The sequence below is a fragment of the Methylobacterium sp. Gmos1 genome (genome assembly GCF_053764715.1).
In genome coordinates, this window is record NZ_JBSNCC010000003.1 from 105,753 (window position 1) to 128,765 (window position 23,013).

The 23,013-nt window shown below is 70.2% G+C and carries 23 protein-coding genes; 8 read left to right on the plus strand and 15 right to left on the minus strand.

The annotated features are described in order from the left end of the window. Positions 1–11: 11 nt before the first annotated feature. Both ACS5PV_RS06600 and ACS5PV_RS06605 read right to left on the minus strand, forming a co-directional pair. Positions 12–326 carry a hypothetical protein gene (locus ACS5PV_RS06600; RefSeq protein WP_455394548.1) on the minus strand — a complete coding sequence of 105 codons (315 nt, stop codon included), beginning with the start codon at positions 324–326 and terminating at the stop codon, positions 12–14. Between the two features lie 88 nt (positions 327–414). Continuing rightward, on the minus strand, positions 415–1,563 hold the full coding sequence (locus tag ACS5PV_RS06605; RefSeq protein WP_455394549.1) for a sensor histidine kinase: 1,149 nt from the start codon (positions 1,561–1,563) through the stop codon (positions 415–417). A gap of 221 nt (positions 1,564–1,784) precedes the next feature. On the opposite strand from ACS5PV_RS06605, the gene ACS5PV_RS06610 reads away from it, so the two are divergent. Continuing rightward, entirely contained in the window at positions 1,785–1,994 is a 210-nt protein-coding gene (locus tag ACS5PV_RS06610) for a hypothetical protein (protein ID WP_455394550.1), read from the plus strand. Positions 1,995–1,998: 4 nt separating this feature from the next. Here the strand turns inward: ACS5PV_RS06610 and ACS5PV_RS06615 are convergent, their stop codons facing one another. Further along, complete coding sequence (locus tag ACS5PV_RS06615; RefSeq protein WP_455394551.1) at positions 1,999–2,373, minus strand: winged helix-turn-helix transcriptional regulator; 375 nt, start codon at positions 2,371–2,373, stop codon at positions 1,999–2,001. 97 nt (positions 2,374–2,470) lie between these two features. Here ACS5PV_RS06615 and ACS5PV_RS06620 point away from each other — a divergent pair, with 97 nt between their 5' ends. Further along, entirely contained in the window at positions 2,471–3,487 is a 1,017-nt protein-coding gene (locus tag ACS5PV_RS06620) for a zinc-binding alcohol dehydrogenase family protein (protein ID WP_455394552.1), read from the plus strand. Positions 3,488–3,716: 229 nt separating this feature from the next. On the opposite strand, the gene ACS5PV_RS06625 is transcribed toward ACS5PV_RS06620, so the two are convergent. The 5 genes from ACS5PV_RS06625 to ACS5PV_RS06645 form a co-directional block, all read right to left on the minus strand. After that, positions 3,717–4,151, minus strand: a complete 435-nt coding sequence (locus tag ACS5PV_RS06625) for a hypothetical protein (protein WP_455394553.1) — start codon at positions 4,149–4,151, stop codon at positions 3,717–3,719. Between the two features lie 29 nt (positions 4,152–4,180). Beyond that, complete coding sequence (locus tag ACS5PV_RS06630) at positions 4,181–4,537, minus strand: hypothetical protein (protein ID WP_455394554.1); 357 nt, start codon at positions 4,535–4,537, stop codon at positions 4,181–4,183. Between the two features lie 108 nt (positions 4,538–4,645). Then, the gene (locus tag ACS5PV_RS06635) at positions 4,646–4,861 is read right to left on the minus strand and encodes a hypothetical protein (RefSeq protein ID WP_455394555.1); all 216 of its coding nucleotides are present in this window, start codon (positions 4,859–4,861) and stop codon (positions 4,646–4,648) included. A 124-nt stretch (positions 4,862–4,985) separates the two neighbouring features. Then, entirely contained in the window at positions 4,986–6,206 is a 1,221-nt protein-coding gene (locus tag ACS5PV_RS06640; RefSeq protein WP_455394556.1) for an LL-diaminopimelate aminotransferase, read from the minus strand. Between the two features lie 99 nt (positions 6,207–6,305). Then, positions 6,306–6,644, minus strand: coding sequence for a hypothetical protein (locus ACS5PV_RS06645; RefSeq protein ID WP_455394557.1), 339 nt, complete (start codon positions 6,642–6,644; stop codon positions 6,306–6,308). Between the two features lie 190 nt (positions 6,645–6,834). Here ACS5PV_RS06645 and phaC point away from each other — a divergent pair, with 190 nt between their 5' ends. The 6 genes from phaC (at position 6,835) to ACS5PV_RS06675 (ending at position 14,679) form a co-directional block, all read left to right on the plus strand. Continuing rightward, on the plus strand, positions 6,835–8,631 hold the full coding sequence (phaC, locus tag ACS5PV_RS06650; RefSeq protein ID WP_455394558.1) for a class I poly(R)-hydroxyalkanoic acid synthase: 1,797 nt from the start codon (positions 6,835–6,837) through the stop codon (positions 8,629–8,631). A 443-nt stretch (positions 8,632–9,074) separates the two neighbouring features. Beyond that, positions 9,075–10,340 carry an ABC transporter substrate-binding protein gene (locus ACS5PV_RS06655; RefSeq protein ID WP_455394559.1) on the plus strand — a complete coding sequence of 422 codons (1,266 nt, stop codon included), beginning with the start codon at positions 9,075–9,077 and terminating at the stop codon, positions 10,338–10,340. A 445-nt stretch (positions 10,341–10,785) separates the two neighbouring features. After that, positions 10,786–11,661 carry a branched-chain amino acid ABC transporter permease gene (locus ACS5PV_RS06660; RefSeq protein ID WP_455394560.1) on the plus strand — a complete coding sequence of 292 codons (876 nt, stop codon included), beginning with the start codon at positions 10,786–10,788 and terminating at the stop codon, positions 11,659–11,661. Positions 11,662–11,697: 36 nt separating this feature from the next. Next, on the plus strand, positions 11,698–12,624 hold the full coding sequence (locus ACS5PV_RS06665) for a branched-chain amino acid ABC transporter permease (RefSeq protein ID WP_455394561.1): 927 nt from the start codon (positions 11,698–11,700) through the stop codon (positions 12,622–12,624). 49 nt (positions 12,625–12,673) lie between these two features. Next, positions 12,674–14,197 carry an ATP-binding cassette domain-containing protein gene (locus ACS5PV_RS06670; protein ID WP_455394562.1) on the plus strand — a complete coding sequence of 508 codons (1,524 nt, stop codon included), beginning with the start codon at positions 12,674–12,676 and terminating at the stop codon, positions 14,195–14,197. Between the two features lie 230 nt (positions 14,198–14,427). Continuing rightward, positions 14,428–14,679 (plus strand): DUF6894 family protein, encoded by a 252-nt coding sequence (locus ACS5PV_RS06675; RefSeq protein ID WP_455394563.1) that lies wholly within the window; start codon positions 14,428–14,430, stop codon positions 14,677–14,679. 229 nt (positions 14,680–14,908) lie between these two features. On the opposite strand, the gene ACS5PV_RS06680 is transcribed toward ACS5PV_RS06675, so the two are convergent. The 7 genes from ACS5PV_RS06680 to sciP all read right to left on the minus strand — a co-directional run bounded on the left by ACS5PV_RS06680 (position 14,909) and on the right by sciP (position 22,978). Next, on the minus strand, positions 14,909–16,921 hold the full coding sequence (locus ACS5PV_RS06680; protein ID WP_455394564.1) for a methyl-accepting chemotaxis protein: 2,013 nt from the start codon (positions 16,919–16,921) through the stop codon (positions 14,909–14,911). A gap of 245 nt (positions 16,922–17,166) precedes the next feature. Next, positions 17,167–18,528 carry a sigma-54-dependent transcriptional regulator FlbD gene (flbD, locus tag ACS5PV_RS06685; protein WP_455394565.1) on the minus strand — a complete coding sequence of 454 codons (1,362 nt, stop codon included), beginning with the start codon at positions 18,526–18,528 and terminating at the stop codon, positions 17,167–17,169. Positions 18,529–18,565: 37 nt separating this feature from the next. After that, positions 18,566–18,916, minus strand: coding sequence for a flagellar motor switch protein FliN (gene fliN / locus ACS5PV_RS06690; protein WP_455394566.1), 351 nt, complete (start codon positions 18,914–18,916; stop codon positions 18,566–18,568). A gap of 39 nt (positions 18,917–18,955) precedes the next feature. Beyond that, complete coding sequence (locus ACS5PV_RS06695; protein ID WP_455394567.1) at positions 18,956–19,591, minus strand: FliH/SctL family protein; 636 nt, start codon at positions 19,589–19,591, stop codon at positions 18,956–18,958. A gap of 46 nt (positions 19,592–19,637) precedes the next feature. Beyond that, on the minus strand, positions 19,638–20,687 hold the full coding sequence (fliG, locus tag ACS5PV_RS06700) for a flagellar motor switch protein FliG (protein ID WP_455394568.1): 1,050 nt from the start codon (positions 20,685–20,687) through the stop codon (positions 19,638–19,640). Positions 20,688–20,745: 58 nt separating this feature from the next. Beyond that, on the minus strand, positions 20,746–22,386 hold the full coding sequence (gene fliF, locus ACS5PV_RS06705; RefSeq protein ID WP_455395001.1) for a flagellar basal-body MS-ring/collar protein FliF: 1,641 nt from the start codon (positions 22,384–22,386) through the stop codon (positions 20,746–20,748). 316 nt (positions 22,387–22,702) lie between these two features. Next, entirely contained in the window at positions 22,703–22,978 is a 276-nt protein-coding gene (gene sciP, locus ACS5PV_RS06710; RefSeq protein WP_455394569.1) for a CtrA inhibitor SciP, read from the minus strand. Positions 22,979–23,013 lie beyond the last annotated feature (35 nt).

The following is a 23,013-nucleotide window of genomic DNA, read 5'->3' on the forward strand; positions in this document are numbered from 1 at the left end:
CATGCACCGCTTTAGCATCCAGGCATAAGCGAATTCGGCGGCCCGGCTCTTTGCAGCGCCTCATCGATTTTTGCTGCCTTACGTTCGATCTTCCTGACTTCGATCGAAACCGAATCCTGCCCTTCACTCCCTTGAGGTTCTTTCGAAAGTCCTTGAAGGAAATTTTTGTAACAATCGCTCTCACTTTTTGCGATCGTGGTCCTTTCGGAGGAAGGTCGAGTTTGCTGCGAAGGCGCAAGAAAGTTGCGACCTATCAACATGCCGGTGGCGAGCGCTACCAGCAACTCCAGCACCCTGAGCACGAGGCGCAACCGATCGACGCTCATTGCATCCAAGCTTCCGCATGCAGGATCACCATCCTCCCCACATTCCTTCGATGGAATCGGACTGGGATTGGCCGACCAGGGTCTACTCCTACGCCCCGGCGAGATCGAGCGTCAGGGCAAAGCACGCCCCGTTCGTGCCCGACACGGCCAGATCGCCGCCGAGCTGGCGGGCGAGCCCATGGATCACCCGCATGCCGAGGCTGCGGCGGGCCGCGGCCGTGTCGAACCCCTCGGGCAGGCCGACGCCGTCGTCCGAGACGCTGAGGCGGACCTTGCCCTCGCCGTCCGGCACCGCCTGAACGCGGACCGGGCCGTCGCCACCCGGATAGGCGTACTTGACCGCGTTGGTGACGAGCTCGTTGACGAACAGCCCGAGCGGGATCGCGAGGTCGGCCGGGATCGGCATCGCCGGGGCCTCGCAGGTGATGGCGTGGCCCGGCGCGCTCTCGCGCAGCTTCTCGCACAGGGAACCGAGGAAGCCCGACAGCTCCACCGCCGCCAGGTCCGGCTGGCGCCAGAGCTGGTCGTGCACCTGCGCCACCGCATCGACCCGCGAGCGGGCGTCGGCGAGGGCATCGCGGGCCTGCTGGCTCTCGGTGGTGCGGGCCTGGAGCGAGAGCAGGCCCGCCACGGTGGCGAGGCTGTTCTTGACCCGGTGGCTCATCTCGCGGGTGAGCAGTTCCTGCCGGTCGAGGGCGGCCTGGAGCCGCGCCTCCGAGCGCTGGCGCTCGATGGCGCCGCCGAGCAGGTTGGCGAAGCCCTGCATGAAGGCGATGTCGGCCTCGTCGAACTGGCCCTCGCGGGTGTCGTCGACCTCCAGCACGCCGAAATCGCCCTCGCGGTTGCGGATCAGCACGTTGAGGGCGCGACGCACGCCGTGATCGGCCATCAGCTGCGGCGTGCGGAAGCGGCGCTCGTTCTCCAGGTGGTTGGAGATCACCGGCTGCCCGGTCTTGAGGGCGTAGCCTGCCGGCGAGGCGAGATCGGCCCCGACATGGGCGTGGCCGACGACGTTCGGCCCCCAGCCGACGCCGGCGATGACGAGAAGCGTGTCCTGGCCGGGCTTGTATTCCAGCGCCTTGCAGAACTCGGCCGACATCCCCTCCGCGCACAGTTCGGTCGCGCGTTGCAGCAGCCGGCCGAGATCGTCGGCGCGCAGGGCCTCGACGCCGAACTCGGACAGGATCTTCTGCTGCTTGAGGCGGTATTCGAGATCCGGACGGCTAAGCTCCGCCATCGTGTTCGGTCCTGTCCTTTCCCTGCGCCAAGGGCGGGGGCTGTGCTGCTCGCGGGCTGGCAGCGTGGCCGGTCGCCCGTCAGAGGGCTCACGTCTGCCGGGTCGGGTCAAGCGGGTCGAGGGGCCTGACCGCAATGCCGCACAGGCCATCGGCCCTGTCGGCGCTGCGGCCCCGCCCCATATCCGCTGGTGCAGTGCACATGTCGCAGGAGTGGGGAGCCGTGCTGCGCCTCGTCGCCCTCGGGATCATCCTGACCGCCGCCGTGACGATCCTGGTCACGCTCCTGCGGCCGCCGCCCCTTCGGGCGCAAGCGGAGGAAAGCTATTGCCGCCCTCCCCTCAAGTTCGCCGCCGGCGCCTGCGTGGCGCAGTGCCCGGCGGGCTACGAGGATCGCGGCCGGGTCTGCACCTTCCGCAGCCTGTCGCGCTGACGGCTCAGGCGGCGTCGGCCCCCGGCGCCAGCGCCGCGTGCGCGTCGCCCCAGGCCTTGAGCGCCCGGATCACCGGCTCGAGGCTGCGGCCGCGCTCGGTCAGGCGATACTCCACCCGCGGGGGCACCTCGGCGTAGACCGTGCGGTGGACGAACCCGTCCGCCTCCAGCTCGCGCAGCTGGTTGGTCAGCATGCGCTGGGTCACGTTCGGCATCCGGCGGCGCAACGCGTTGAACCGCAGCGAATCCTCCGGCGTCGGCGCCTCGGCCAGCAGGTGGTAGAGGATCACGCCCTTCCACTTGCCGTCGATCAGCTGGAGCGTCGCCTCAACGGCGCAGCCCGGGCTGCATTCCAGGCTGCGGTGCCGGGTGCGGGCCATGACGGTATCCTTTTCGACACTATGGGCGCTTCATGTGCGTTCTTGCGCGCGCCGAGGGTAGCGGTCATCTCCGCTCCAGTCATCAAGGAGCCCGCCCATGCGCGCCGTCGGTTACCAGACCTCCCTGCCGATCGAGGACGAGGCCGCCCTCCAGGACATCACCCTGCCCCGCCCGGAGCCCACGGGGCGCGACCTTCTGGTCGAGGTCCGGGCGGTGTCGGTGAACCCCGTCGACACCAAGGTGCGCCGCCGTGCCGCCCCCGAGGCGGGCGGCTGGAAGGTGCTCGGATGGGACGCTGTCGGCGTCGTCGTCGCCGCCGGCCCGGAGGCGACGCGGTTCCGCCCCGGCGACGAGGTGTTCTACGCCGGCGCCCTGGAGCGCCCCGGCACCAACGCCGAGTTCCACCTCGTCGACGAGCGCATCGTCGGCCACAAGCCCGCCTCCCTCTCCTTCGCCGAGGCGGCGGCCCTGCCGCTCACCGCGATCACCGCCTGGGAGACGCTGTTCGACCGGCTCGACGTGCGCAAACCCGTGCCGGGCGCGGCGAACGCCGTGCTGATCGTCGGCGGGGCCGGCGGCGTCGGCTCGATCGCGACGCAGCTCGCGCGCCAGCTCACCGACCTCACGGTCATCACCACCGCCTCGCGGCCGGAGACCCAGGCCTGGAGCCGGGAGCTCGGCGCGCACCACGTCGTCGATCACGGGGCGTCGCTGGTGCAGGCGGTGGCCGATCTCGGCCTCGGCGCCCCGGGCCTCGTCTTCTCGACCACCCACACCGACACGCACCTGCCGGCGCTCGTCGAGCTGCTGGCGCCGCAGGGCCGGCTCGCGCTGATCGACGATCCGGCGACGCTCGACGTCTCGCTCCTCAAGCGCAAGAGCCTGTCGCTGCACTGGGAACTGATGTTCACCCGATCGATGTTCGGCACGGTCGACATGGCGGCGCAAGGCGCGTTGCTGGACGAGGTGGCGCGGCTGGTCGATGCCGGGCGGCTGCGCACGACGCTGGCCGACCACTTCGGCCCGATCAACGCCGCCAACCTGCGCCGGGCGCACGCGCTGCTGGAGAGCGGCCGGGCGAAGGGGAAGATCGTGCTGGAGGGGTTCGCGTGAGGGGCGGACGGTTCGCGCGTAAATCGACACGACGGTCCAGACACGCAGGATCCCGGGGCCCGACGACGTCGAGAACCTGGGATCCGTAAACCGCCGACATCAGGGGAAGAGGCGGTCAGCGTTCCGCTTCGTCCTGGTCCGTCGGCGTTCGTGGATCCCGGCTCCCGCTACGCGGCTCCGGGATCGCTCGGCTGATGGGAAAATCGTTGCGCGGGGCGTCTGCTCGGCCTCAGCGCATCACCTGCCGGGACACCCGGTGCATCTTCGCCTTCGCGTGGTGCCGGTGCTTCACCCGCACCGCCCGCGACCGCGGGGCGTAGCCGGGCTCACCGTAATACCCCGCCGGCGCGTAGCCGTCGCCCGGTGCCTGGTACTGGTAGCCGCGGACCGGGCGCATCGGGGCCTGGACCGCGTCGTAGGGACCGTGCCCGGTGCGCGCCCGATAGGCCGCACCGGCGAAATCGCCGGGAGTCGGCGGGGTGCCGGGCTGCGAGAAGCTGGTTTCGGGCCGGTAGGCCGGACCCCAGCCGATCTCGTCGTCGCCGGCCGGGTCCCGGCCCGGGAAACCGGTGACGTAGCCGACGCTCTGGGCCGCGGCCGGCAAGGCAGCGGCGAGAGTCGCGAAACCGGCGAGGAGACCCGCCGCGAGGAGGCGTGCGCGCATGGACGTGTCCTTATCAGGAGGGGTGAGGGTCAGTAGGCCCGGCTGCCGAGGACGTAATCGGCCATGCGGTGCGGGCGGTTGAGCGGGCCCTCGCTCACGCCGTCATTGTAGTAGCCGAAGCCGGTCGGCCCGAAGGCGCCGCCGTTCATCACGGCGGCTACCGGCACGGCACGGATCGCCACGAGACCGGTGCGTCCCACCGGCAGCGGGCCGGCGACCAAGTCGGGCGAGACTTGCAGGACGGAGGGGCCGGGCGCGGCGGCGCGGTTGTAGATGTCCGGCTCGACCACCGGCGGGCGCACCCGCACCGCGAGCGGCGATTGCGCGAGGGCGGGGCCCGTGAGGCAGGCCAGGGCGGCGAGCGGCAGGAGGAGACGGGTGACCACGCGGGCATCCTCTGGTGAGCGATGCCGGTTAACGCGCGGGGAGCCGCGCCCGGTTCCAGGGCGCGGCGTGGTGTCCTCAGTAGAGGTTCTCCCGGGCGGAGGCTCGCGTCAGCCCTTGGTACGGACCACGACCTCGCGCTCGCGCCGCACACGGTCGCAATCGGCCCAGTAGCCGTTGAGCAGCACCGGGGTCGAGGAGCAGCGATAGGCGATGTCGGGGCTAGGCGCCGGGACGGGGTCGCGGGCGATGATCGGGTTCGGCGCGCAGGCGGCCGGCAGGGCGGCCGCGGCGGCGAGAACGACGAGCTTCAGCGAGCGACGCATTGGATACCCAGGGTGGAGCCAAACTTGACCATACCCTGACGCCGCGCGGGCCCCGGATCAACCCGGAGCCGCGGGAGCGGCACGATTGCGCCACCCTGTCGCCCCCCGGCCACAAGGTCTGACTTCAGCCGACCTTCTGCATCGGCACGACGTTGTGCAGCGTGCGGTCGGCGTTGTCGAAGAAGCGGCGGATGTTGCGCGCGGCCTGACGGATGCGCTGCTCGTTCTCGACCAGCGCGATGCGCACGTAATCGTCGCCGTGCTCGCCGAAGCCGATGCCCGGCGCCACCGCCACGTCGGCCTTCTCGACGAGCAGCTTCGAGAATTCAAGGCTGCCGAGGCCGCGGAAGCGCTCGGGGATCGGCACCCAGGCGAACATCGAGGCGGAGGGCACCGGGATGTCCCAGCCGGTCTTCTGGAACGCGTCGACCATCGCGTCGCGGCGGCGGCGATAGGTGGCGCGCATCTCGTGGATGCAGTCCTCCGGGCCGTTGAGCGCCGCGGTCGCGGCGACCTGGATCGGCGTGAAGGCGCCGTAATCGAGGTAGGACTTCACCCGCGTCAGCGCCGCGAGCAGCCGCTCGTTGCCGACGGCAAAGCCCATGCGCCAGCCGGCCATCGAGAAGGTCTTCGAGAGCGAGGTGAACTCGACCGCAACGTCGATCGCGCCCGGCACCTGGAGCACCGAGGGCGGCGGGTTGTGATCGTCGAAGTAGACCTCGGCGTAGGCGAGGTCGGAGAGCAGGATCAGCTCGTGCTTCTTCGCGAAGGCGACGAGGTCGCGGTAGAAGTCGAGCGAGGCGACGTAGGCCGTCGGGTTCGACGGATAGCAGACCACCATCGCCACGGGCTTGGGGATCGAGTGCTGCATCGCCCGCTCGGCCGCCGGGAAGAAGGCCGGGGTCGGCTCGGCCGGGACCGAACGAACCACGCCGCCGGCCATCAGGAAGCCGAAGGCATGGATCGGATAGCTCGGGTTGGGCACCAGCACCACGTCGCCGGGCGCCGTGATGGCCTGCGCCATGTTGGCGAAGCCCTCCTTGGAGCCGAGTGTGGCCACCACCTGCGTGTCGGGGTTGAGCGAGACGCCGAAGCGGCGCTGGTAGTAGTTCGCCTGGGCGCGGCGCAGGCCCGCAATGCCCTTCGAGGCCGAGTAGCGGTCGGTGCGCGGCTTGCCGGCGGTCTCGACCAGCTTCTCGATTACGTGGCGGGGCGCATCGAGGTCCGGGTTGCCCATGCCGAGGTCGATGATGTCGGCGCCGTTGGCGCGGGCGGCGGCCTTGATCCGGTTGACCTGCTCGAAGACGTAGGGGGGCAGTCGCTTGATGCGATGAAAATCGGTCATGGCCGGGTCCTGGATCGGCGCCGCCGCTGCGACGCGCGTGTCACACACGCTGTCTAGAGGGGTTTTGGGGCGAGCGGAAGTTCGGGGCGGGGCGTTGCGTCACTCGGCTGGCGGGATTTTGGGCGGAGCCGGCGGCTTGACGGCGCCGCCGACCTTGGCGGCGTCGCGGCCCCTGGCCTCGTTGCGCTTGCGGCTGGCATCGAGATCGGCCTCGAGCTCCTTCACCCCGGCGGCCGACTTGGCGCGGGTTTCGCGAGGCGGGGCCGATTCGCCGACGGGCAGGAAGTCGCCGCCCCCGCGGCGGGTCTCGCGCACGAAGTCGGGCGCCGCGACCTCCTTGGGGCCGAACCCGGCGGACTTCGCCGCGTCGCGGATGCCGGCCCCGTCGAGGACGCAGCCGCCGGCGGACAGGCAGGCCGGAACAAGCGCCAGGAGCATTGCGGCACGGGCGGCGACGGGCGAAAGAGCGGGGAACGCGGGCATGACGTCTGGGAAACCTTGCGCGAGGGCACCGTGGCGGTGAGGAAACCCGGTCCGGTCATCTGGCGGAACCGGGGGTTTGCGACGATATTTTGTCGGAAAGGCGGCTTGCTGCGGCGGACCGTCGACATGAGGGAGGAGAACGCGCGTGACGTCTGAGAGGAGTACGGCGCCGGTTGCGGATGTGGAGGCCCTGTCGCGCAACGCGGGCCTGATGACCGAGCAGTTCAGCCGGGCGCTCGCCGCCTACGCCAAGCCCCTCGAGGAGGGCAAGCCGAACACCGCCCTCGCCGAATCGGTGACGGAGGTGGTGCGCACCCTCGGCACCGTGGCCGAGAAGTGGTTCGCCGATCCGCAGAAGGCGCTGGAGGCCCAGAGCCTGATCGGCGGCCAGTTCCTGGCCCTGTGGGGCTCGACGCTGCAACGGATGCAGGGCGAGACGACGGTCACCCCCGTCGCCCTGCCCGATCCCAAGGACAAGCGCTTCGCCGCGCCCGAATGGACGACGAACCCGGTCTTCGACTTCCTGAAGCAGGGCTACCTGATCACCACCCGCTGGGCCGAGATCCTGGTCGACGAGGCGGAAGGACTCGACGACCACACCCGCGCCAAGGCGCAGTTCTACGTCCGGCAGATCTCCGGCGCGATGTCGCCGTCGAACTTCCTCGCCACCAACCCGGAGCTGATCCGCGAGACGTTCCGCGAGAACGGCGCCAACCTCGTGCGCGGCATGAAGATGCTGGCCGAGGACGTCGAGGCCGGCGGCGGCGAATTGCGTGTGCGCCAGACCGACCCGGGCCAGTTCAAGGTCGGCGTCAACATGGCGAGCACCCCCGGCGAGGTGGTGTTCCGCAACGACCTGATCGAGCTGATCCAGTACGCGCCGCAGACCGACACGGTGCTCAAGCGCCCGCTGCTGATCGTGCCGCCTTGGATCAACAAGTACTACATCCTCGATCTCAACAAGGACAAGAGCTACATCGGCTGGGCGGTGAGCCAGGGCCTGACGGTGTTCGTGATCTCCTGGGTCAACCCGGATGCGCGCCACGCGAGCAAGGACTTCGAGAGCTACATGCGCGAGGGCATCTTCGCGGCACTGGAGGCGATCGAGCGGGCGACCGCCGAGCGCCAGGTCTCGGCGGTAGGCTACTGCGTCGGTGGCACGCTCTTGGCCGTGAGCCTCGCCTACATGGCGGCGGTGGGTGACGACCGCATCGCCAGCGCCACCTTCCTCACCACCCAGGTCGACTTCACCCATGCCGGCGATCTCAAGGTCTTCGTCGACGAGGCGCAGATCCGCTCGATCGAATCCGGCATGCAGAGCCGCGGCTACCTCGAAGGCGCCAAGATGGCCAATGCCTTCAACATGCTGCGGCCCAACGACCTGATCTGGCCCTACGTCGTCAACAACTACCTGAAGGGCAAGGCGCCGCTGCCCTTCGACCTCCTGTACTGGAACTCCGACGCGACCCGGATGCCGGCCGCCAACCACTCGTTCTACCTGCGCAACTGCTATCTCGACAACAAGCTGTCGCGCGGCGAGATGATGCTCGGCAACGTGCGCCTCGACCTCGGCAAGGTGACGGTGCCGGTCTTCAACCTGGCGACGCGGGAGGACCACATCGCCCCGGCGCTCTCGGTCTTCGAGGGCTGCCGCGCCTTCGGCGGGACGGTCGACTACGTGCTGGCGGGGTCGGGCCACATCGCCGGCGTCGTCAACCCGCCGGCCAAGCCCAAGTACCAGTACTGGACCGGCGGTCCGGCCTACGGCTCGCTCCAGGACTGGATCGCCACCGCGACCGAGCACAAGGGCTCGTGGTGGCCGTACTGGCTGCAATGGCTGGAATACCAGAACGGCGAGCGGGTGCCGGCGCGCCAGCCCGGCGGCGGGGTCCTGCCGTCGCTGGGTCCGGCGCCGGGGACCTACGTGCTCGAGAAGGCGTGAGACGGCGCCCCCCGGGCAGACCCCCGGGGGCGCTTCGCACGACGCGCTTTTGGAGCCGCACGCGGCTCCATCCCTGCGCGCGGACCGACGTCGAACCCGTCGCGTCGTTCCCGGCGCCGCGCGGCCGGGGAATGACGCGGACGGGTTCCGGACTCTCCATGAGAGCGGGGACGGGCCGGATATCGGGCGGTCCTCGGCCCGCGCACGAGATCTCGGCGCGCTCCTGCCGCTGCTGCCCGCACGGTCCGCCGTTGAGGAAGCCTCGTGCCTGTCGACGGGCCTCCCCGCCCCCCAGCCATGCGCCCACGCGATGGCTCGCCGCCGCGCTCCTTCGTTCCGCATGTCGGCGCCGATCAGCATCTTGTGATCGATCCACCGCTCGTTACACTCCTGGTCCGAGCCGCGACGCCAACAATCGAACAGCGGCCGGAAGAGGGAACGTCATGCTGGAATGCGCATCCGTCGCCGGGCGGCGGCTCGTCCGTGCGTTGCTTGGTTCGACCATCCTGTTGGCTGCCAATGCCTCGCTCTCGACCGTTCAGGCCGCCGATCCGATCCGCATCGCGGTGATCGCGGAGGCGCAGGCGATCGCCGGGGCCTCGATCCCGCAGGCGGCCCAGCTCGCCGCCGACGAGATCAACGCCAAGGGCGGGATGGACGGCCGCAAGATCGAGATCATCACCTACGACAACAAGAGCTCGGCCGCCGACTCGGTCCGTGCCTTCCAGCGCGCGGCGAGCGAGGACAAGGCCCACGCCGTGATCGCCAGCTACATCAGCGAGGTGGTGCTGGCGCTCCAGCCCTGGTCAGCCCGGCTGAAGCTGCCCTTCATCACCCCGGGCGCGGCCTCGAACGAGATCCCGCTCAACGTCCACAAGGACTACGCCCGCAACAAGTACTCCTTCCACGGCTACCTGACCTCGAAGGCGCAGGCGCAGGCGGTCTGCGACGCCGCCAAGGCGATCCTCGTCGAGGGCCGCCAGATGAAGACCGCCGTCATCATGAGCGAGGACGCGGCGTGGACGAAGCCGCTCGACGAGGGCTACAAGGAGTGCCTGCCCCAGGTCGGCCTCAAGGTGCTCGACCACATCCGGTTCTCGCCGAGCACCACCGACTTCAACCCGATCTTCAGCCGGGTCGAGGGCGCCAAGCCCGACGTGATCGTCACCGGCATCTCGCATGTCGGCGTGCAGCCGACGGTGCAGTGGCGCAGCCAGCAGGTGCCGATCCCGATGATCGGCATCGCCTCGCAGGCGACCAACGCCACCTTCTGGAAGGAGACGAACGGCGCGACCGAGGGCGTGCTGTTCGAGATGTTCGCCGCCCCCGGCACCAACGTCACGCCGAAGACCGCGCCCTTCGCCGAGGCGTTCAAGGCGAAGTACGGCAGCTATCCGGGTTACGCCGGCTACACGGCCTACGACGAGGTCTACTACATCGCGGACGCGGTGAAGCGCGCCGGCTCGACCGACCCCGACAAGCTCGTCGACGCGCTGGAGAAGACCGACTGGGAGGGCACCCTCGGCCGCATCCAGTTCTACGGCAAGGACGACGAGTTCACCCACTCGATCAAGTACGGCCCGGGCCTCGTCTCGGGCATGATGATGCAGTGGCAGGACGGCAAGCAGCTGGCGATCTGGCCCTCGAGCGTCGCCAACGGGAAGATGACCTTCCCGAGCTTCATCAAGGCCGGGACGGCGGCGAACTGACGTCGATCCCGCGAGTGCGGGAGCCTCGCTCCGCTTGAGCCCGCCGGTTCTCGCACCGCGTCGCGCGCATCCCTCCTCTCCCCGACAGATCCCGGGCTTGCCCGGGATCTGCAAGCGACGGACGAAGTCGGGCAGGCCCGACTTCTCGCGGGGAGAGGGCTGTGTTCCCGTCCAGGGAACGCAGCGAGGCGACGCATCGATCCCGTAGGGATCGACCCGAGGGTGAGGGGATGTGTCCGGAGGAGCCTCACGCGTCGAGACCCCCTCACCCTCGCTCCGGCTCCGCCTCCGCTTGCCGCGTCACCTGGACGGTGACACGGCCCTCTCCCCGCCCGCGGGGAGAGGGGAAGACCCGCGCTTCATCCGGCGATGTATGGATGCGTCAGCCCGCTCGGGAGTGGCGCGTCTCGCCTCCTCCTCTTCCGCGAGCCCCAAAAACCGCGCCATGACCGCGATCCAGATCCTCATCGACGGCTTCGCCATCTCGGCGCTCTACGCGCTCGGCGCCACCGGCTTCACCCTCATCTTCGGCGTCTCGGGCGTGCTGAACCTCTCGCACGGGGCGCTCATGGTCACCGCCGCGGTGGTGGCCTGGGCGGCGTCGAGTGAGCTCGGCCTCGGCTCCTATGCGGGCGCCGCCGCCGGCATCGCCGTCTGCACGGTGCTCACGCTCGCCACCTACGGCGTCGTGGTGCGCCCGATCGACAAGTCCCGGGCGATCCCGCCGGAGGAGAAGGAGATCTTCATCCTCACCGGCACGCTCCTGTGGGGCATCATGGTCCAGGAATTCATCGCCTACCTCTTCACCAGCAACGCCAAGACGGTGATGCCGATCGTCGAGGGCGTGGTGACCATCGCGGGCGTGCGCACGCCGTGGAACCAGGTGTTCACGGCCGTCGTCTGCTGGGCGACGATCGGGCTCTTGTGGCTGCTCGTCAACCGCACCCGCACCGGCAAGGTCTTGCTCGCCGCGAGCATGAACCCCCGCGGCGTCACGCTGCTCGGCTTCGAACTGTCGAAGATCTACGTGGCGATCTGGCTGATCTACGGCGTGCTCGCCGGGATCGCGGGCGTGCTGCTCGGCCAGTTCCTCGGCGTGTCGAGCTACAGCGTCGGCCCGCTCACGGCGAGCGCCTTCTCGATCGTGGTGCTCGGCGGCCTCGGCAGCGTCTCGGGCTCGCTGATCGCGGCCTACGTCGTCGGCTACCTCGAGACGCTCACCGCCTACCTCGTCTCCCCGGCCTACCGGACGATTCCCGCGCTGCTGCTGCTGGTGGCGGTGATGTATGTCCGCCCGCAGGGCCTGCTCGGGCGCCGCTGACCCGCGGTCTCACCCGGCTTTCACGAAGAGGCCCGCATGCTCGCCAAGACGTTTCGCAATCCCCTGTTCTGGCTCTGCCTGATCGGCCTCGCGCTCGCCAGCGTGCTGCCGCTCTGGGTCTCGGGCTACATCCTCGGGCTCCTCACCGTCGCGTATTATTTCGGCGTGTTCTCGATGGCCTGGGACCTCCTGTTCGGCTTTGCCGGCGAGGTCAATTTCGGGCCGACCTTCCTGATCGGGCTCGGGGCCTACACCGCCGGCATCCTCAACGGCCACGGGGTCGGCATCCCCCTGTGCCTTCTCGCCGGCACGGTCGCGGCGGTGATCGGCGGCCTCGTCCTGGCGCTGCCGGCGCTGCGGGTGCGGGGTCCGTATTTCGGCCTCACCACCGTCGTGGCGGTGCTGATCCTGCAAAACCTCATCGTGGTCTTTGCCGACACCACCGGCGGCGAGATCGGGCTCACCGTGCCCGACGTCATCAGCATCGACGCGGCGACGAACTACTGGATCGCGCTCGGCTTCATGGGGGTGAGCGGACTGATCCTCTACGCCATCGCGGTCTCGCCGGTCGGGCTGATCCTCCAGGCGAGCGGGCAGGACCCGGTCGAGGCCGGCGCGCTCGGCTTCAACGTCGCCAAGCACAAGCTCGCGGCGTTCTGCGTCAGCGCGGTCTTCTCCGGCCTCGCGGGGGCGTTGTTCGTCTTCTACATGGGCACCGCCTCGGTCGGCACGCTGGTCGACGTCTCGGTCGGCGTCCAGGTCATCATCGGGGCGGTGCTCGGCGGGCGGCGCACCATCGTCGGCGGCGTGCTCGGCGCGGTGTTCCTGATCGCCGCCGGCGAGTTGCTGCGACCCCTCGGCTCGCTCTCGACCTTCGTCGTCTCGGCCGCGGCGCTCGCCGTGATCCTGTTCGTGCCCGCAGGCCTCCTTGGGATCCTCACCCGGCAGGGGCGGCACGCCTGATGCCCACACCATTCGCGTCACAAGGGTTGCGTCCATGAGGGTTGCGTCCATGAGTGCGGCCGGCCTCGCCTCCACCCCCCTGCCCTCCGCCGCGCACCCCGCGCCGCAGGCCGGCCCGCCGCTGCTGGCGGTCGAGGGGCTGACCAAGCGCTACGGCGGCCTCGTCGCGGCGAAATCCATCGGCTTTTCCGTGCGGGCCGGCGAGATCGTCGGGCTGATCGGCCCGAACGGCTCGGGCAAGTCGACGGTGATGAAGCTCATCATGGGGCTGGAGCGGCCGAATGCCGGCAGCATCCGGCTCGACGGCACCGAGATCGCCGGCTGGCCCTCACACAAGGTGGCGCGGGCCGGCATCGGCCTCGTCTTCCAGCATTCCCGGCCGCTGCATCGCCAGACGGTGCTGGAGAACATCAAGCTCGCGCTCCTGCCCGACAGCCTGATCAGCCTCTTTGCCGACGCGAGCGTCGAGGCGCGGGCGCGCGCCATCGCCGAGCGGGTGGGATTGGGGGCCGTGATGGACCGCCGCCCCGGCACCCTGCCCTTCGCGGACCTGCGCCGGATGGAGCTCGCCAAGGCCATCGCCCGCGACCCCAAGGTGGTGCTGGTCGACGAGCCCTTCGCCGGGCTCACCTCGGCCGAGGTCGCGGATTTCTCCGCCCTGATCCGCGGCTTTCGCGACGAGGGCAAGGCGGTGCTCCTCGTCGACCACAACGTGAAGAGCGTGTCGGCCCTCGTCGACCGGGTCTTCGCGATGTATCTCGGGGAGCGCGTCGCCGAGGGCAGCGCCGCCGAGGTGATGCGCAACGAGACCGTGCGCCGGGTCTATCTCGGCGGCAGCATCGAGACCGCGTCCCGGCCGGAGACGAGCTTTGCCGGCGCGCCGCTCCTCACGGTCGAGGGGCTCGACGTGCTCTACGGCAAGGCCCAGGCCCTGCGCCAGGTGAGCCTCCACGTCCACGAGGGCGAGTTCGTCTCGGTGGTCGGCCTCAACGGGGCGGGCAAGACGACCCTGTTCAACGCCATCTCGGGCCTCGTGCCGCATTCGGGCCGGATCGGCTTTGCCGGCGAGCCGCTGGCGAAGCGCAGCCCGGCGAGCATCGCGAGGGGCGGCATCGTCCAGGTGCCGGAGACCCGCGAGCTGTTCGGCGAGATGAGCGTGCGCGAGAACCTGGATCTCGGCGGGCAGCACCTCCCCAAGGCCGAGAGCGCGCGCCAGCTCGACTGGCTGTTCGAGCTGTTCCCGATCCTCAAGAGCCGCGGCGGCCAGATGGCCCGCACCCTGTCGGGCGGCGAGCAGCAGATGCTCACCATCGCCCGCGCCCTGATGATGAAGCCCCGCCTCCTGATCCTCGACGAGCCGACGCTCGGCCTCGCCCCGGTGATCCTGGAGCAGCTCTCGAAGGCGCTGGAGCGCCTGCGCCAGACGACCCCGATCACGGTGCTGCTCGGCGAGCAGAACGTGACCTTCGCGCTGCCCCACGCCGACCGGGTCTACGTGCTGGAGCACGCCCGCATCGTCTGGGAGGGCACGCCCGATCGCTTCGCCGCCGAGGCCGGCACGGGGTACCTCTAGAGCATTGTCCGACGACGTGGACACCGGTTCGTCGCAGACAATGCGGCAAAACCAAAGGCCTGGAGAGCGTCACGATCGCGTTGCGATCGTGACGCTCTCCAGGGGCCGAACAACCGTCGCCGGGCCGAGCGCAACCGGGAGGATGAATCGGAGATCGCTTGACTCGGGTTAAGGCGGCCGGAGACGAGCGGCCGTAATGGTGCAGGACAGCCACCCCAGGAGAGAGCGGAATGTCCTGCTACTACTTCCATTTCCAGGTCGGCAGCCGTCTCATCCGGGACACCCGCGGCGTCGAGCTCGAGGAGCCGCACGAGATCATCAACTGCTCGGCCCACATCGCGGTGCTGCTGAAGCGGCGCGCCTGCCGCGAGCCCGAGTGGAAGGAAGCGATCATCCACGTCGAGGACAAGGAGCGCCGCTTCAGCCTGTTCCTGCCGATCGCCCGGTTCGCCGATGCGATCCCGCGGTTGCAGGCGAACTAGCGGCCACCGTCGACGTCACCGACCGGGACATCTCACCCGCCGAGTCATTCCGGCGCCGCGAGAGCGGAGCCCGGAATCCAGAACCGCAGGTGGAGCAGAACGAGGCGGCACCATGCCGTCCTATCCTGGACGACCTGAGCATCTGGATTCCGGGCTCCGCTCTCGCGGCCCCAGAATGACTTGGGAGAATCTCAGTTCCATCGAGTGCGTCGCACGCAACCTGACGATTTTACGCCGCCTTGATCTCCTGCACGAACCCGCCGATCTCACGCTCCAGGGTCGCGGCCTGCCGGGCCAGGTCCTGGGCCGCGTGCAGCACCTGGTCGGCGGTGCCGCCGGTGCGGTCGGCGCCCTGCTGCACCGCATCGATGTGGCCGGAGACGACCTGGGTGCTGCGGGCGGCGTGCTGGACGTTGCGGGCGATCTCGCCGGTGGCGGCGCTCTGGCGCTCCATCGCGGTCGCGACGCCGGTGGCGATGGCGTTCATGTCGCGGATCGTGCCGCCGATCGCCTCGATCGCCCGCACCGCCTCGCCGGTCTGAGCCTGGATACTGCCGATCTGGCCGGCGATCTGGTCGGTCGCCTGCGCCGTGCGGGTGGCGAGGTCCTTGACCTCGGCGGCGACGACCGCGAAGCCGCGTCCGGCCTCGCCGGCCCGGGCCGCCTCGATGGTGGCGTTGAGCGCCAGAAGGTTGGTGCGCCCGGCGATGCTGGTGATGATCTGGACCACGTCGCCGATCTGCTGGGCCGCCGCCGCCAGGGCCCGGATCGTCGCCTCGGTGCGGGCGGCCTCCGCGTCGGCGCGGCCGGCGATGACCGAGGAATGGGCGACCTGCCGCACGATCTCCTCGATGCTGGCGGAGAGCTCGTCCGTCGCGTTCGCCACGCCGCCGACATTGGCGGAGGTCTGGTTCGCGGCCTCCGCGACCCCGGCCGACAGGTTCGAGGACTCGGCGGCCGAGGTCGATAGGTTGTGGGCCGCCCCCTCCATCTGGCTCGCGGCCGCGGTCAGGGTGGCGATCAGCGCCGAGACCTTGCCCTCGAAGCCCCGGGTCAGGGTCTCGAGGTGGCGCGCCCGCTCCACCTTGGCGTCGGTGTCGCGGCGCTGGATCGCGTCGCGCTCTTCGGATTCGACCAACCCGTCGCGAAACAGCGCCACGGTGCGGGCCATGGCGCCGATCTCGTCGGCGCGCCCGGTATCCGGCATGTCGATCGCCCGGGCGCCACCGCCGAGCGCCGCCATGGCGCCCGACAGCCGCTGCAGCGGCCCGGTGATCGAGCCGGCGAGCCGCAGCGAGATCAGGATCCCGAGCAGCACGATGCCGGCGGCCTTGGCGAGGAACGCCTTGGTGCCCTGCTCGACGCTGCGGGCGAACTCCTCCTCGTGGGCGAGCGCATCGCGGTTCACCGCGGCCAGTAGCGTCTCGGACGCCTTCATCGACTCGTCGCGGGCGGCGCGGGAGACCTTGATGTGCTTGCCCCACTCGGCCGACAGGGCGGCGGCGCGCTCCAGCGCCCCGCGCCAGGCGACGATCTTCGCCACGATCTCGGCATTCGCCTGAAGCTTCCCCTGGGCGGCCGCCGCGGCCTGGACCGCCGCCGCGGCGGACTTCGCCTCACCCGTCGCCTTGAACGCCGCCGCCTGCTCGCGGGCGGCCTGGAACGCGTCGGTGGCGCCGGTCAGCGCCCGGGCCTGGTCGAGGTCGCCGGCCTCGAAGGCGCGGTTGCGGCGCTGCGACAGGCCTTGGGCGATCTGCTCGCCGGCCTGCTCGATCTCCCGGCTCTGGAGCGCCGTTTCCTCCTCCTTGATCCGGGCCATCGCGGCGTACTCGGCGCCGTAGCTCTTCAGCGCGGCCGCGATGGTGTCGCTCAACGCCTTCTCGCCGGGCGCGAACCCGACGGCGCTCCCGCGCTCCTCGATCAGCCGCAGGCACTTGTCGAGGTGGTCCCGCGCCACCTTGAGGGCCGCCGGGTCGAAGCGCTGGAGCCAGCGGCTCAGCTCGAAGCGCGTCTGCATCATCGCCATGTCGACGGCGCGGACGTGCTCGGTCTTCTCCCGGTTGTGCCGGTACTCGGCGAAGCTCTCGTTGACCTGGGAGACCAGCATGTAGCCGGAGAACGCCACGCCAACGGTGGTGGCCAGCACCACGCCGAAGCCGGCGAAGATCCGCGCCTTGATCGAGAGGCGCGACAGGCGCCCGGCCTTGAACCACATCCGCATCGGTCCCGTCGCCCCGTTCAAGGCTCACACTCGACGGCAGATTGGATGATTTCCGCTAAGGCAGGATTAAAATGAGCGGTTTTTCGTCCTGCGAGACGGACCGGATATCGGAGGATTTTCCTGATCGTTTGCCGGACAATGCTCCCGGCGCTGCGTGAGATGAACGCGAAGCGCCGGCGGGGCATCCGGACCGGGGCGGCGTCCGCCGCGGGGTGTCGTCGCGGCCCCGGCGGACGCCTCGGCGGGTCGCCGCCGCACCCGGACCGTCAGCCATAGGCCGCCAGCGCCCGGGTATGGCCGGGCTCGGCCACCGGGATGCCGGCATCGGTGTACTCGTTGAGCTTGTTGCGCAGGGTGCGGATCGAGATGCCGAGGATCCGGGCTGCGTGGGTGCGGTTGCCGAGGCAGTGGTCGAGGGTGTCGAGGATCAGGTCGCGCTCGACCTCGGCGAGCGAGCGGCCGACGAAGGCGCGCGTCACCACCTCGGCGGCCTGGACCGCCCGGGCGGCGGGGCTCAGCCCCGCCAGCGCCTCGCCGTCCGGCGAACGGATCGCGTCGGCGTCGATCTCCGGGCCGCTCGCCAGCAGTACCGCCCGGTGCAGGGTATTCTCCAGTTCGCGCACGTTGCCGGGCCAGGGGCTCTGGGCGACGAGGCGGCGCGCCTCGGCCGAGAGCGGCCGGGGGGCGATGCCGTTGGCCTCGGCGTATTTGCGCGCGAAGTGGCCGGCGAGCTCCATGATGTCCGACGGGCGGTCGCGCAAGGGCGGCAGGCGCAGGTGCACGACGTTGAGGCGGTAGAGCAGGTCCTCGCGAAACGTGCCCTTGCGCGCCTCCTCGGCGAGGTTGCGGTTCGAGGTGGCGAGCACCCGGATGTCGACCTTCACCGGCTGGGTGCCGCCGACCCGGTCGATCACCCGCTCCTGGAGCGCCCGCAGGAGCTTTGCCTGCAACCGCACGTCCATCTCGGAGATCTCGTCGAGGAGCAGCGTGCCGCCATTGGCCTCCTCGAACCGGCCGATGCGCCGGGCGACCGCCCCGGTGAAGGCCCCCTTCTCGTGGCCGAACAGCTCGGATTCGAGCAGCGCGTCGGGGATCGCCGCGCAGTTCACGCTGACGAAGGGTTTTTGGGCCCGGTTCGAGCGGGTGTGGACGTAGCGCGCCAGCACCTCCTTGCCGGTGCCGCTCTCGCCGGTGATCAGCACCGAGGCGTCGGAGCGCGCCACCTGCTCGGCGAGCTTGACCACCCGCTCCATCGAAGGATCGCGCCAGACGAAGGCGCGGGCATCCGCCGTCACCGCCTCCAGCACCGCCGCGATCAGCTCGGGATCGGGCGGCAGCGGGATGTACTCCTTGGCGCCCGCCTGGATCGCCGCCACCGCCGCCTTGGCGTCGGTGCCGGTGCCGCAGGCCACCACCGGCGTGCGGATGCGCTCGTCGGTGAGCGCGGTCACCAGGGTGCGGATCGGCAGCGCGACGTCGACCATCACGAGGTCGGAGCCCTTGGCGCGCAGGGCGTTGAGGCCCTGCTCGATCCCGTCGGCCTGGGTGACGGCGGCGCCGCGGCTCATCGCGATCCGGGAGGCGGTGACGAGTTCGCCGTTCAGGCGTCCGATGATCAAGAGCCGCATGGCGGGCACTCCGTGGGGCGGTTGGCGGGAGCGGTGGTCAGCCGTCGACCTTGACGATCTCGGTCATCGTCACGCCGAGGCGCTCCTCCACCAGCACCACCTCGCCGCGAGCGACGAGGCGGTTGTTGACGAAGATGTCGATCGCCTCGCCGACCTTGCGGTCGAGCTCCAGCACCGTGCCGGGGCCGAGCCGCAGCAGGTCGCCGATCGGCATCCGGGACGAGCCCAGCACCGCCGAGACCATCACCGGCACGTCGAAGACCTGCTCCAGGTCGGAGGCCGACTTCGCCGCCACCGGCGCGTCGCGCATCACCGCGGTCGCGGTCGTGTCGAAGGCGAGATCCGCCTCGTTGAGCTGCGGCAGGCCGAGATCGTTGTCGGAGGACATTCGGGTACCTCGTGGAAAACAGGTGTCTTGGTCGGGGCGTCAGGCGGCGGGGAGGGCTGCGAGCACGGCGGCCTCGATCGCCGCGCGCTCGCGCACCACGCCGCCGTCGGCCCACTCGATGCGGGCGTCGCCCGGCGCCATTCCGGGATCGCCCATCACGATCAGGCGGCCCTCGTAGCCGCGCTCGCGGGCGAGCCGGGCGACGCGGGTCTCCGTCTCCTCGACGAGGGCGTCGTGCACCCGGATCGCCAGGTGCGGCACGCCGCGCAGGTGCTGGAGCGCGCGGCCCGCGGCCTCCGCGATCGCCGCGACCGGCTGGCTGTCGAGGGCGGCCCCGGCGATCTTGCGCCCGAGCGCCACTGCGAAGTCGAGGGCCTGGGCCTCGCGCTCGGCGTCGCGGGCATCCGCGCCTGCGATCATGCCGGCGGCGGCCGCCGCGACCCGGTTGAGGGCGTCGGCGAGCCGCGCCTGCACCTGCGCCTCGGCCTGGGCGCGGCCCTCGTGCAGGCCGCGGGCATAGGCCGCCGCCTCGGCCTCGGCCCGGGCAGCCTCCAGGGCCGCCGCCTCGGCGGCGCGCTGCGCCTCCGTCTCGGGGGCGGGCGCCTCCTCGACCGGCGGCTTGCCGACGGGCTGGCGGAAATCGGTGTCGAACAGGAAGCGCCGGATCTGCGCCATCAGGCAATGTCCTTTGCGGCGGGCTCGGTCGTCTGGCAGGGGCGCATCAGTAGACCAGCTCTTCCTCGGCGCTGTTCTTGGCGATCATGATCTCGCCCTTCTCGGCCAGTTCCTTGGCGAGGTCGGTCATCTTGGCCTGGGCCTCGTCGACGTCCTTGAGGCGGATCGGGCCGAGCGAATCCATGTCGTTCTGCATGTTCTTGGCCGAGCGGCTCGACATGTTGGCGAAGAAGTAGGCCCGGACCGGGTCGGACGCGCCCTTCAGTGCCCGGGCCAGCACGTCGCGGTCGACGCTGCGCATCAGGGTCTGGACGCTGCCGGCGTCGAGCTTCATCAGGTCGTCGAAGGTGAACATCAGCTGGCGGATCTTCTTCGCCGAGCCGCGGTTGGCCTGGTCGAGGGCGGTGAGGAACCGGATCTCGGTCTGCCGGTCGAAGGCGTTGAACACGTCGGCAAGCAGCTCGTGGGCGTCGCGCCTCGTGGTCTGGGCGATGGTCGAGACGAACTCGACCCGCAGGATCTCCTCGATGTGGCGCAGCGCCTCCTTCTGCACCGTCTCCATCCGGAGCATCCGGTTGAGGACGTCGATGGCGAAGTCCTCGGGCAGGATGGTCAGGACCTTGGCGGCGTAGTCCGAGCGCACCCGCGACAGGATCACCGCGACGGTCTGCGGGTACTCGTTGCGCAGAAACGAGGCCAGGATCTCGGGGTCGATCTGGGTCAGGCTGGCCCAGACCCGGCGGGTCGAGGCGCCTTTCACCTCGGCCATGATCACCGCGACCTGCTCGGGCGGGAAGATCTTCAGCAGCAGCGACTCGGTGCGCTCGAAGCTCGAGGTGATGCCGCCGCTCGACGAGAGCCGCGAGACGAAGTCGACGATCAGGTGCTCGACCGCCTCGGCCTCAAGCGAGCCGAGCTGCACCATGGCGTGCGAGACCTTCTTGACCTCGTCTTCCTCCAGCATCCGCCAGATCGGGGCGCCCTCCGCCTCGCCGAGCAGCAGCAGGAGGGCGGCGGCGCGCTGGGTCCCGGGCATCTCGGCGAAGCTCAGGCCCGCTGCCGCGGAGCGGGAGACCGGCATCGAAGTCACGGCCATGGCGTCGGATTCTCTCGGGCGAAACGGAAGCGTCGGGGGTTGGGGCGGGCCGCTTGCCTCAGCGGTCGTTGATCCAGGTGCGCAGCACCTCGACCGTCTCGGTCGGGTTCGACTTCACGATGTCGACGACGCGCTCGATCGTCTCGGCCTGGATCTTGCCGTTGATCTTGGCGAACTCGACGAGGCGCCGGGCCTCGTTCTCGGGCGGTGCGAGCTCGGAGGGGAGCGCGCTCGCGGTCCCGCCCTCGACCGCCATCACCAGACCGGGCTCGGTCGAGAGGATCGAGACCGGGGCGAGCATCGGCACCTCGGAGGCGACGACCTTCTGCACCAGCGGGCGCACCACCGTCATCAGCACCACGAGGCCGAGGAGGAACAGCACCGACATCTCGGCCACCCGCAGCACGTCCTCCTTGGTCGGCTGGAGCAGCGAGGCGAGGAGGCCCGGCTCCTGCATGTCCGCCACCGCGGGGGCGTCGGCAAAGCGCAGGTTCACCACCTCGACCTGGTCGCCCCGGGCCTTGTCGTAGCCCACCGCCGTGCGCACGAGCGCGGTGATGCGCTCCAGCTCCGGCGCCGGCCGGGCTGCGTAGACCGGCTTGCCGTCGGGGCCCGCCGCGTAGGTGCCGTCGATGAGCACCGCCACCGACAGGCGCTTGACCCGGCCGCCCTCGCTCACCTCGGTCCGGGTGACGCGGGAGATCTCGTAGTTCGTGGTCTCCTCGTTCTTGTTCGAGGCCTCGCGCGGGCCCTGGTTCTGCTGGCCCTGGTTGGCGCCGGGCAACTCGTTGCCGACGGTGACGCCGGTCTCGTTGCTCTGCGACTGCGAGGTCTCGCTGCGGGTCTGGCTCGAGCGCACCACCCGGCTCTCGGGATCGAAGGTCTCGGACCGGCTCTCGATCCGGTTGGCGTCGAGCTCGGCCGAGACCTGGACCCGGGCCCTGCCCTGGCCGACGATGCCGGCGACGATCTCCTCGACCTGGTTGCGCAGGCGCCGCTCCAGGCCGGTCTGGCGCTCGTCGAGGCCGATCCCGTTCTGCGCCTCCGCGCCGTTGGCGCCGTCGGCGAGAAGCCGCCCACGCTCGTCGACGATCGAGATGCGCTCGGGCTTCAAGCCCTCGACCGCGGAGGCGACGAGGTGGCGCACCGCCCGGACCTGGCCCGGATCGAGCTCGCCGGCGAGCCGCACCACGATCGCGGCGCTCGGCGCCTCGCGGTCGCGGGAAAACAGCCGCTTCTCGGGCAGGACGAGGTGGACGCGGGCGGCCTGGACCCGGCCGATGGCCCGGATCGAGCGGGCAAGCTCGCCTTCGAGCGCCCGCAGGTGGTTGACGTTCTGGACGAAGCTCGTCGACGAGAAGGCGTCGCCCTTGTCGAAGATCTCGTAGCCGACGCCGCCGGCGCTCGGCAGGCCCTTGGCGGCGAGATCCATGCGCAGGCGGGCGAGCTCGGCGCGGGGCGCCAGCACGGTCTGGCCGGCATCGCCCTTGGTCTCGTAGCGGATGCCCTTGGCATCGAGGTCGCGCACGACCGCGCCGGCATCCTGCACCGAGAGGTCGGTGTAGAGCACGCCCATCTCGGGCCGCGAGACCCGCAGGATGACGAAGGCGAAGAATCCGATGAGCGCGAGGGTCACCGCGCCCATCGCGGCGAGCCGCGCGGGCCCCAGCTTCGCCACCAGATCGAGGACCGGCTTCACGACGTCATGCACCCGCCAACCGGGACCACCGGCGGTCCCAGGGCAAAATTTGCCGAGTCGTGGTTAGGCTTTGGTTAACGGCACGCGAAAGGATGCGCGCAGGCCCGGGACACCGCGGGCAAGCGGGATGGCCCGGGAGGTACCGCACAATCCGGGATCGGGGCGCGGACAGCACCTCGACGGCTTGGTCGAGACGTCTGCGCGATCCAGCCTCTCCGCGTCATCACGGGCTCTCGCCTGCGGCAAGCCCCGTGATGATGTGGAGAGATAACGATCCTGATGTCCGACCGATCGACACAATCGGTCAGAGGAATTCTTACTGTCGATAATGCTGGATTCGCGTCGTGCGCAGGCCGGCGAGGCCGTGCTGCTCGATCGAAAACTGCCAGCTCAGGAATTCCTCGGTGGTCAGCGTGTAACGCTGGCACGCCTCTTCCAGGCTCAGCAGCCCGCCGCGCACGGCGGCCACCACCTCGGCCTTGCGCCGGATCACCCATCGGCGTGTATCTGTCGGAGGAAGGTCCGCGATGGTCAGCGGACTTCCGTCTGGCCCGATGACGTACTTCACCCTCGGGCGATGCGGTTCGGTCATGATACGCTCTACACTCGACTGACCTGTCGAGACCG

What these genes read in the sequence shown, in the direction of transcription:
- ACS5PV_RS06660 (WP_455394560.1), top strand. Translation starts at nt 10,786, where the DNA reads ATGACCGCGATCCAGATCCTCATCGACGGCTTCGCCATCTCGGCGCTC.
- flbD (WP_455394565.1), bottom strand. Translation starts at nt 18,528, where the DNA reads ATGCGGCTCTTGATCATCGGACGCCTGAACGGCGAACTCGTCACCGCC.
- ACS5PV_RS06695 (WP_455394567.1), bottom strand. Translation starts at nt 19,591, where the DNA reads ATGGCGCAGATCCGGCGCTTCCTGTTCGACACCGATTTCCGCCAGCCC.
- ACS5PV_RS06640 (WP_455394556.1), bottom strand. Translation starts at nt 6,206, where the DNA reads ATGACCGATTTTCATCGCATCAAGCGACTGCCCCCCTACGTCTTCGAG.
- ACS5PV_RS06625 (WP_455394553.1), bottom strand. Translation starts at nt 4,151, where the DNA reads ATGCGCGCACGCCTCCTCGCGGCGGGTCTCCTCGCCGGTTTCGCGACT.
- ACS5PV_RS06600 (WP_455394548.1), bottom strand. Translation starts at nt 326, where the DNA reads ATGAGCGTCGATCGGTTGCGCCTCGTGCTCAGGGTGCTGGAGTTGCTG.
- ACS5PV_RS06670 (WP_455394562.1), top strand. Translation starts at nt 12,674, where the DNA reads ATGAGTGCGGCCGGCCTCGCCTCCACCCCCCTGCCCTCCGCCGCGCAC.
- ACS5PV_RS06605 (WP_455394549.1), bottom strand. Translation starts at nt 1,563, where the DNA reads ATGGCGGAGCTTAGCCGTCCGGATCTCGAATACCGCCTCAAGCAGCAG.
- sciP (WP_455394569.1), bottom strand. Translation starts at nt 22,978, where the DNA reads ATGACCGAACCGCATCGCCCGAGGGTGAAGTACGTCATCGGGCCAGAC.
- ACS5PV_RS06675 (WP_455394563.1), top strand. Translation starts at nt 14,428, where the DNA reads ATGTCCTGCTACTACTTCCATTTCCAGGTCGGCAGCCGTCTCATCCGG.
- ACS5PV_RS06665 (WP_455394561.1), top strand. Translation starts at nt 11,698, where the DNA reads ATGCTCGCCAAGACGTTTCGCAATCCCCTGTTCTGGCTCTGCCTGATC.
- fliG (WP_455394568.1), bottom strand. Translation starts at nt 20,687, where the DNA reads ATGGCCGTGACTTCGATGCCGGTCTCCCGCTCCGCGGCAGCGGGCCTG.
- ACS5PV_RS06620 (WP_455394552.1), top strand. Translation starts at nt 2,471, where the DNA reads ATGCGCGCCGTCGGTTACCAGACCTCCCTGCCGATCGAGGACGAGGCC.
- ACS5PV_RS06655 (WP_455394559.1), top strand. Translation starts at nt 9,075, where the DNA reads ATGCTGGAATGCGCATCCGTCGCCGGGCGGCGGCTCGTCCGTGCGTTG.
- fliN (WP_455394566.1), bottom strand. Translation starts at nt 18,916, where the DNA reads ATGTCCTCCGACAACGATCTCGGCCTGCCGCAGCTCAACGAGGCGGAT.
- ACS5PV_RS06615 (WP_455394551.1), bottom strand. Translation starts at nt 2,373, where the DNA reads ATGGCCCGCACCCGGCACCGCAGCCTGGAATGCAGCCCGGGCTGCGCC.
- ACS5PV_RS06645 (WP_455394557.1), bottom strand. Translation starts at nt 6,644, where the DNA reads ATGCTCCTGGCGCTTGTTCCGGCCTGCCTGTCCGCCGGCGGCTGCGTC.
- ACS5PV_RS06635 (WP_455394555.1), bottom strand. Translation starts at nt 4,861, where the DNA reads ATGCGTCGCTCGCTGAAGCTCGTCGTTCTCGCCGCCGCGGCCGCCCTG.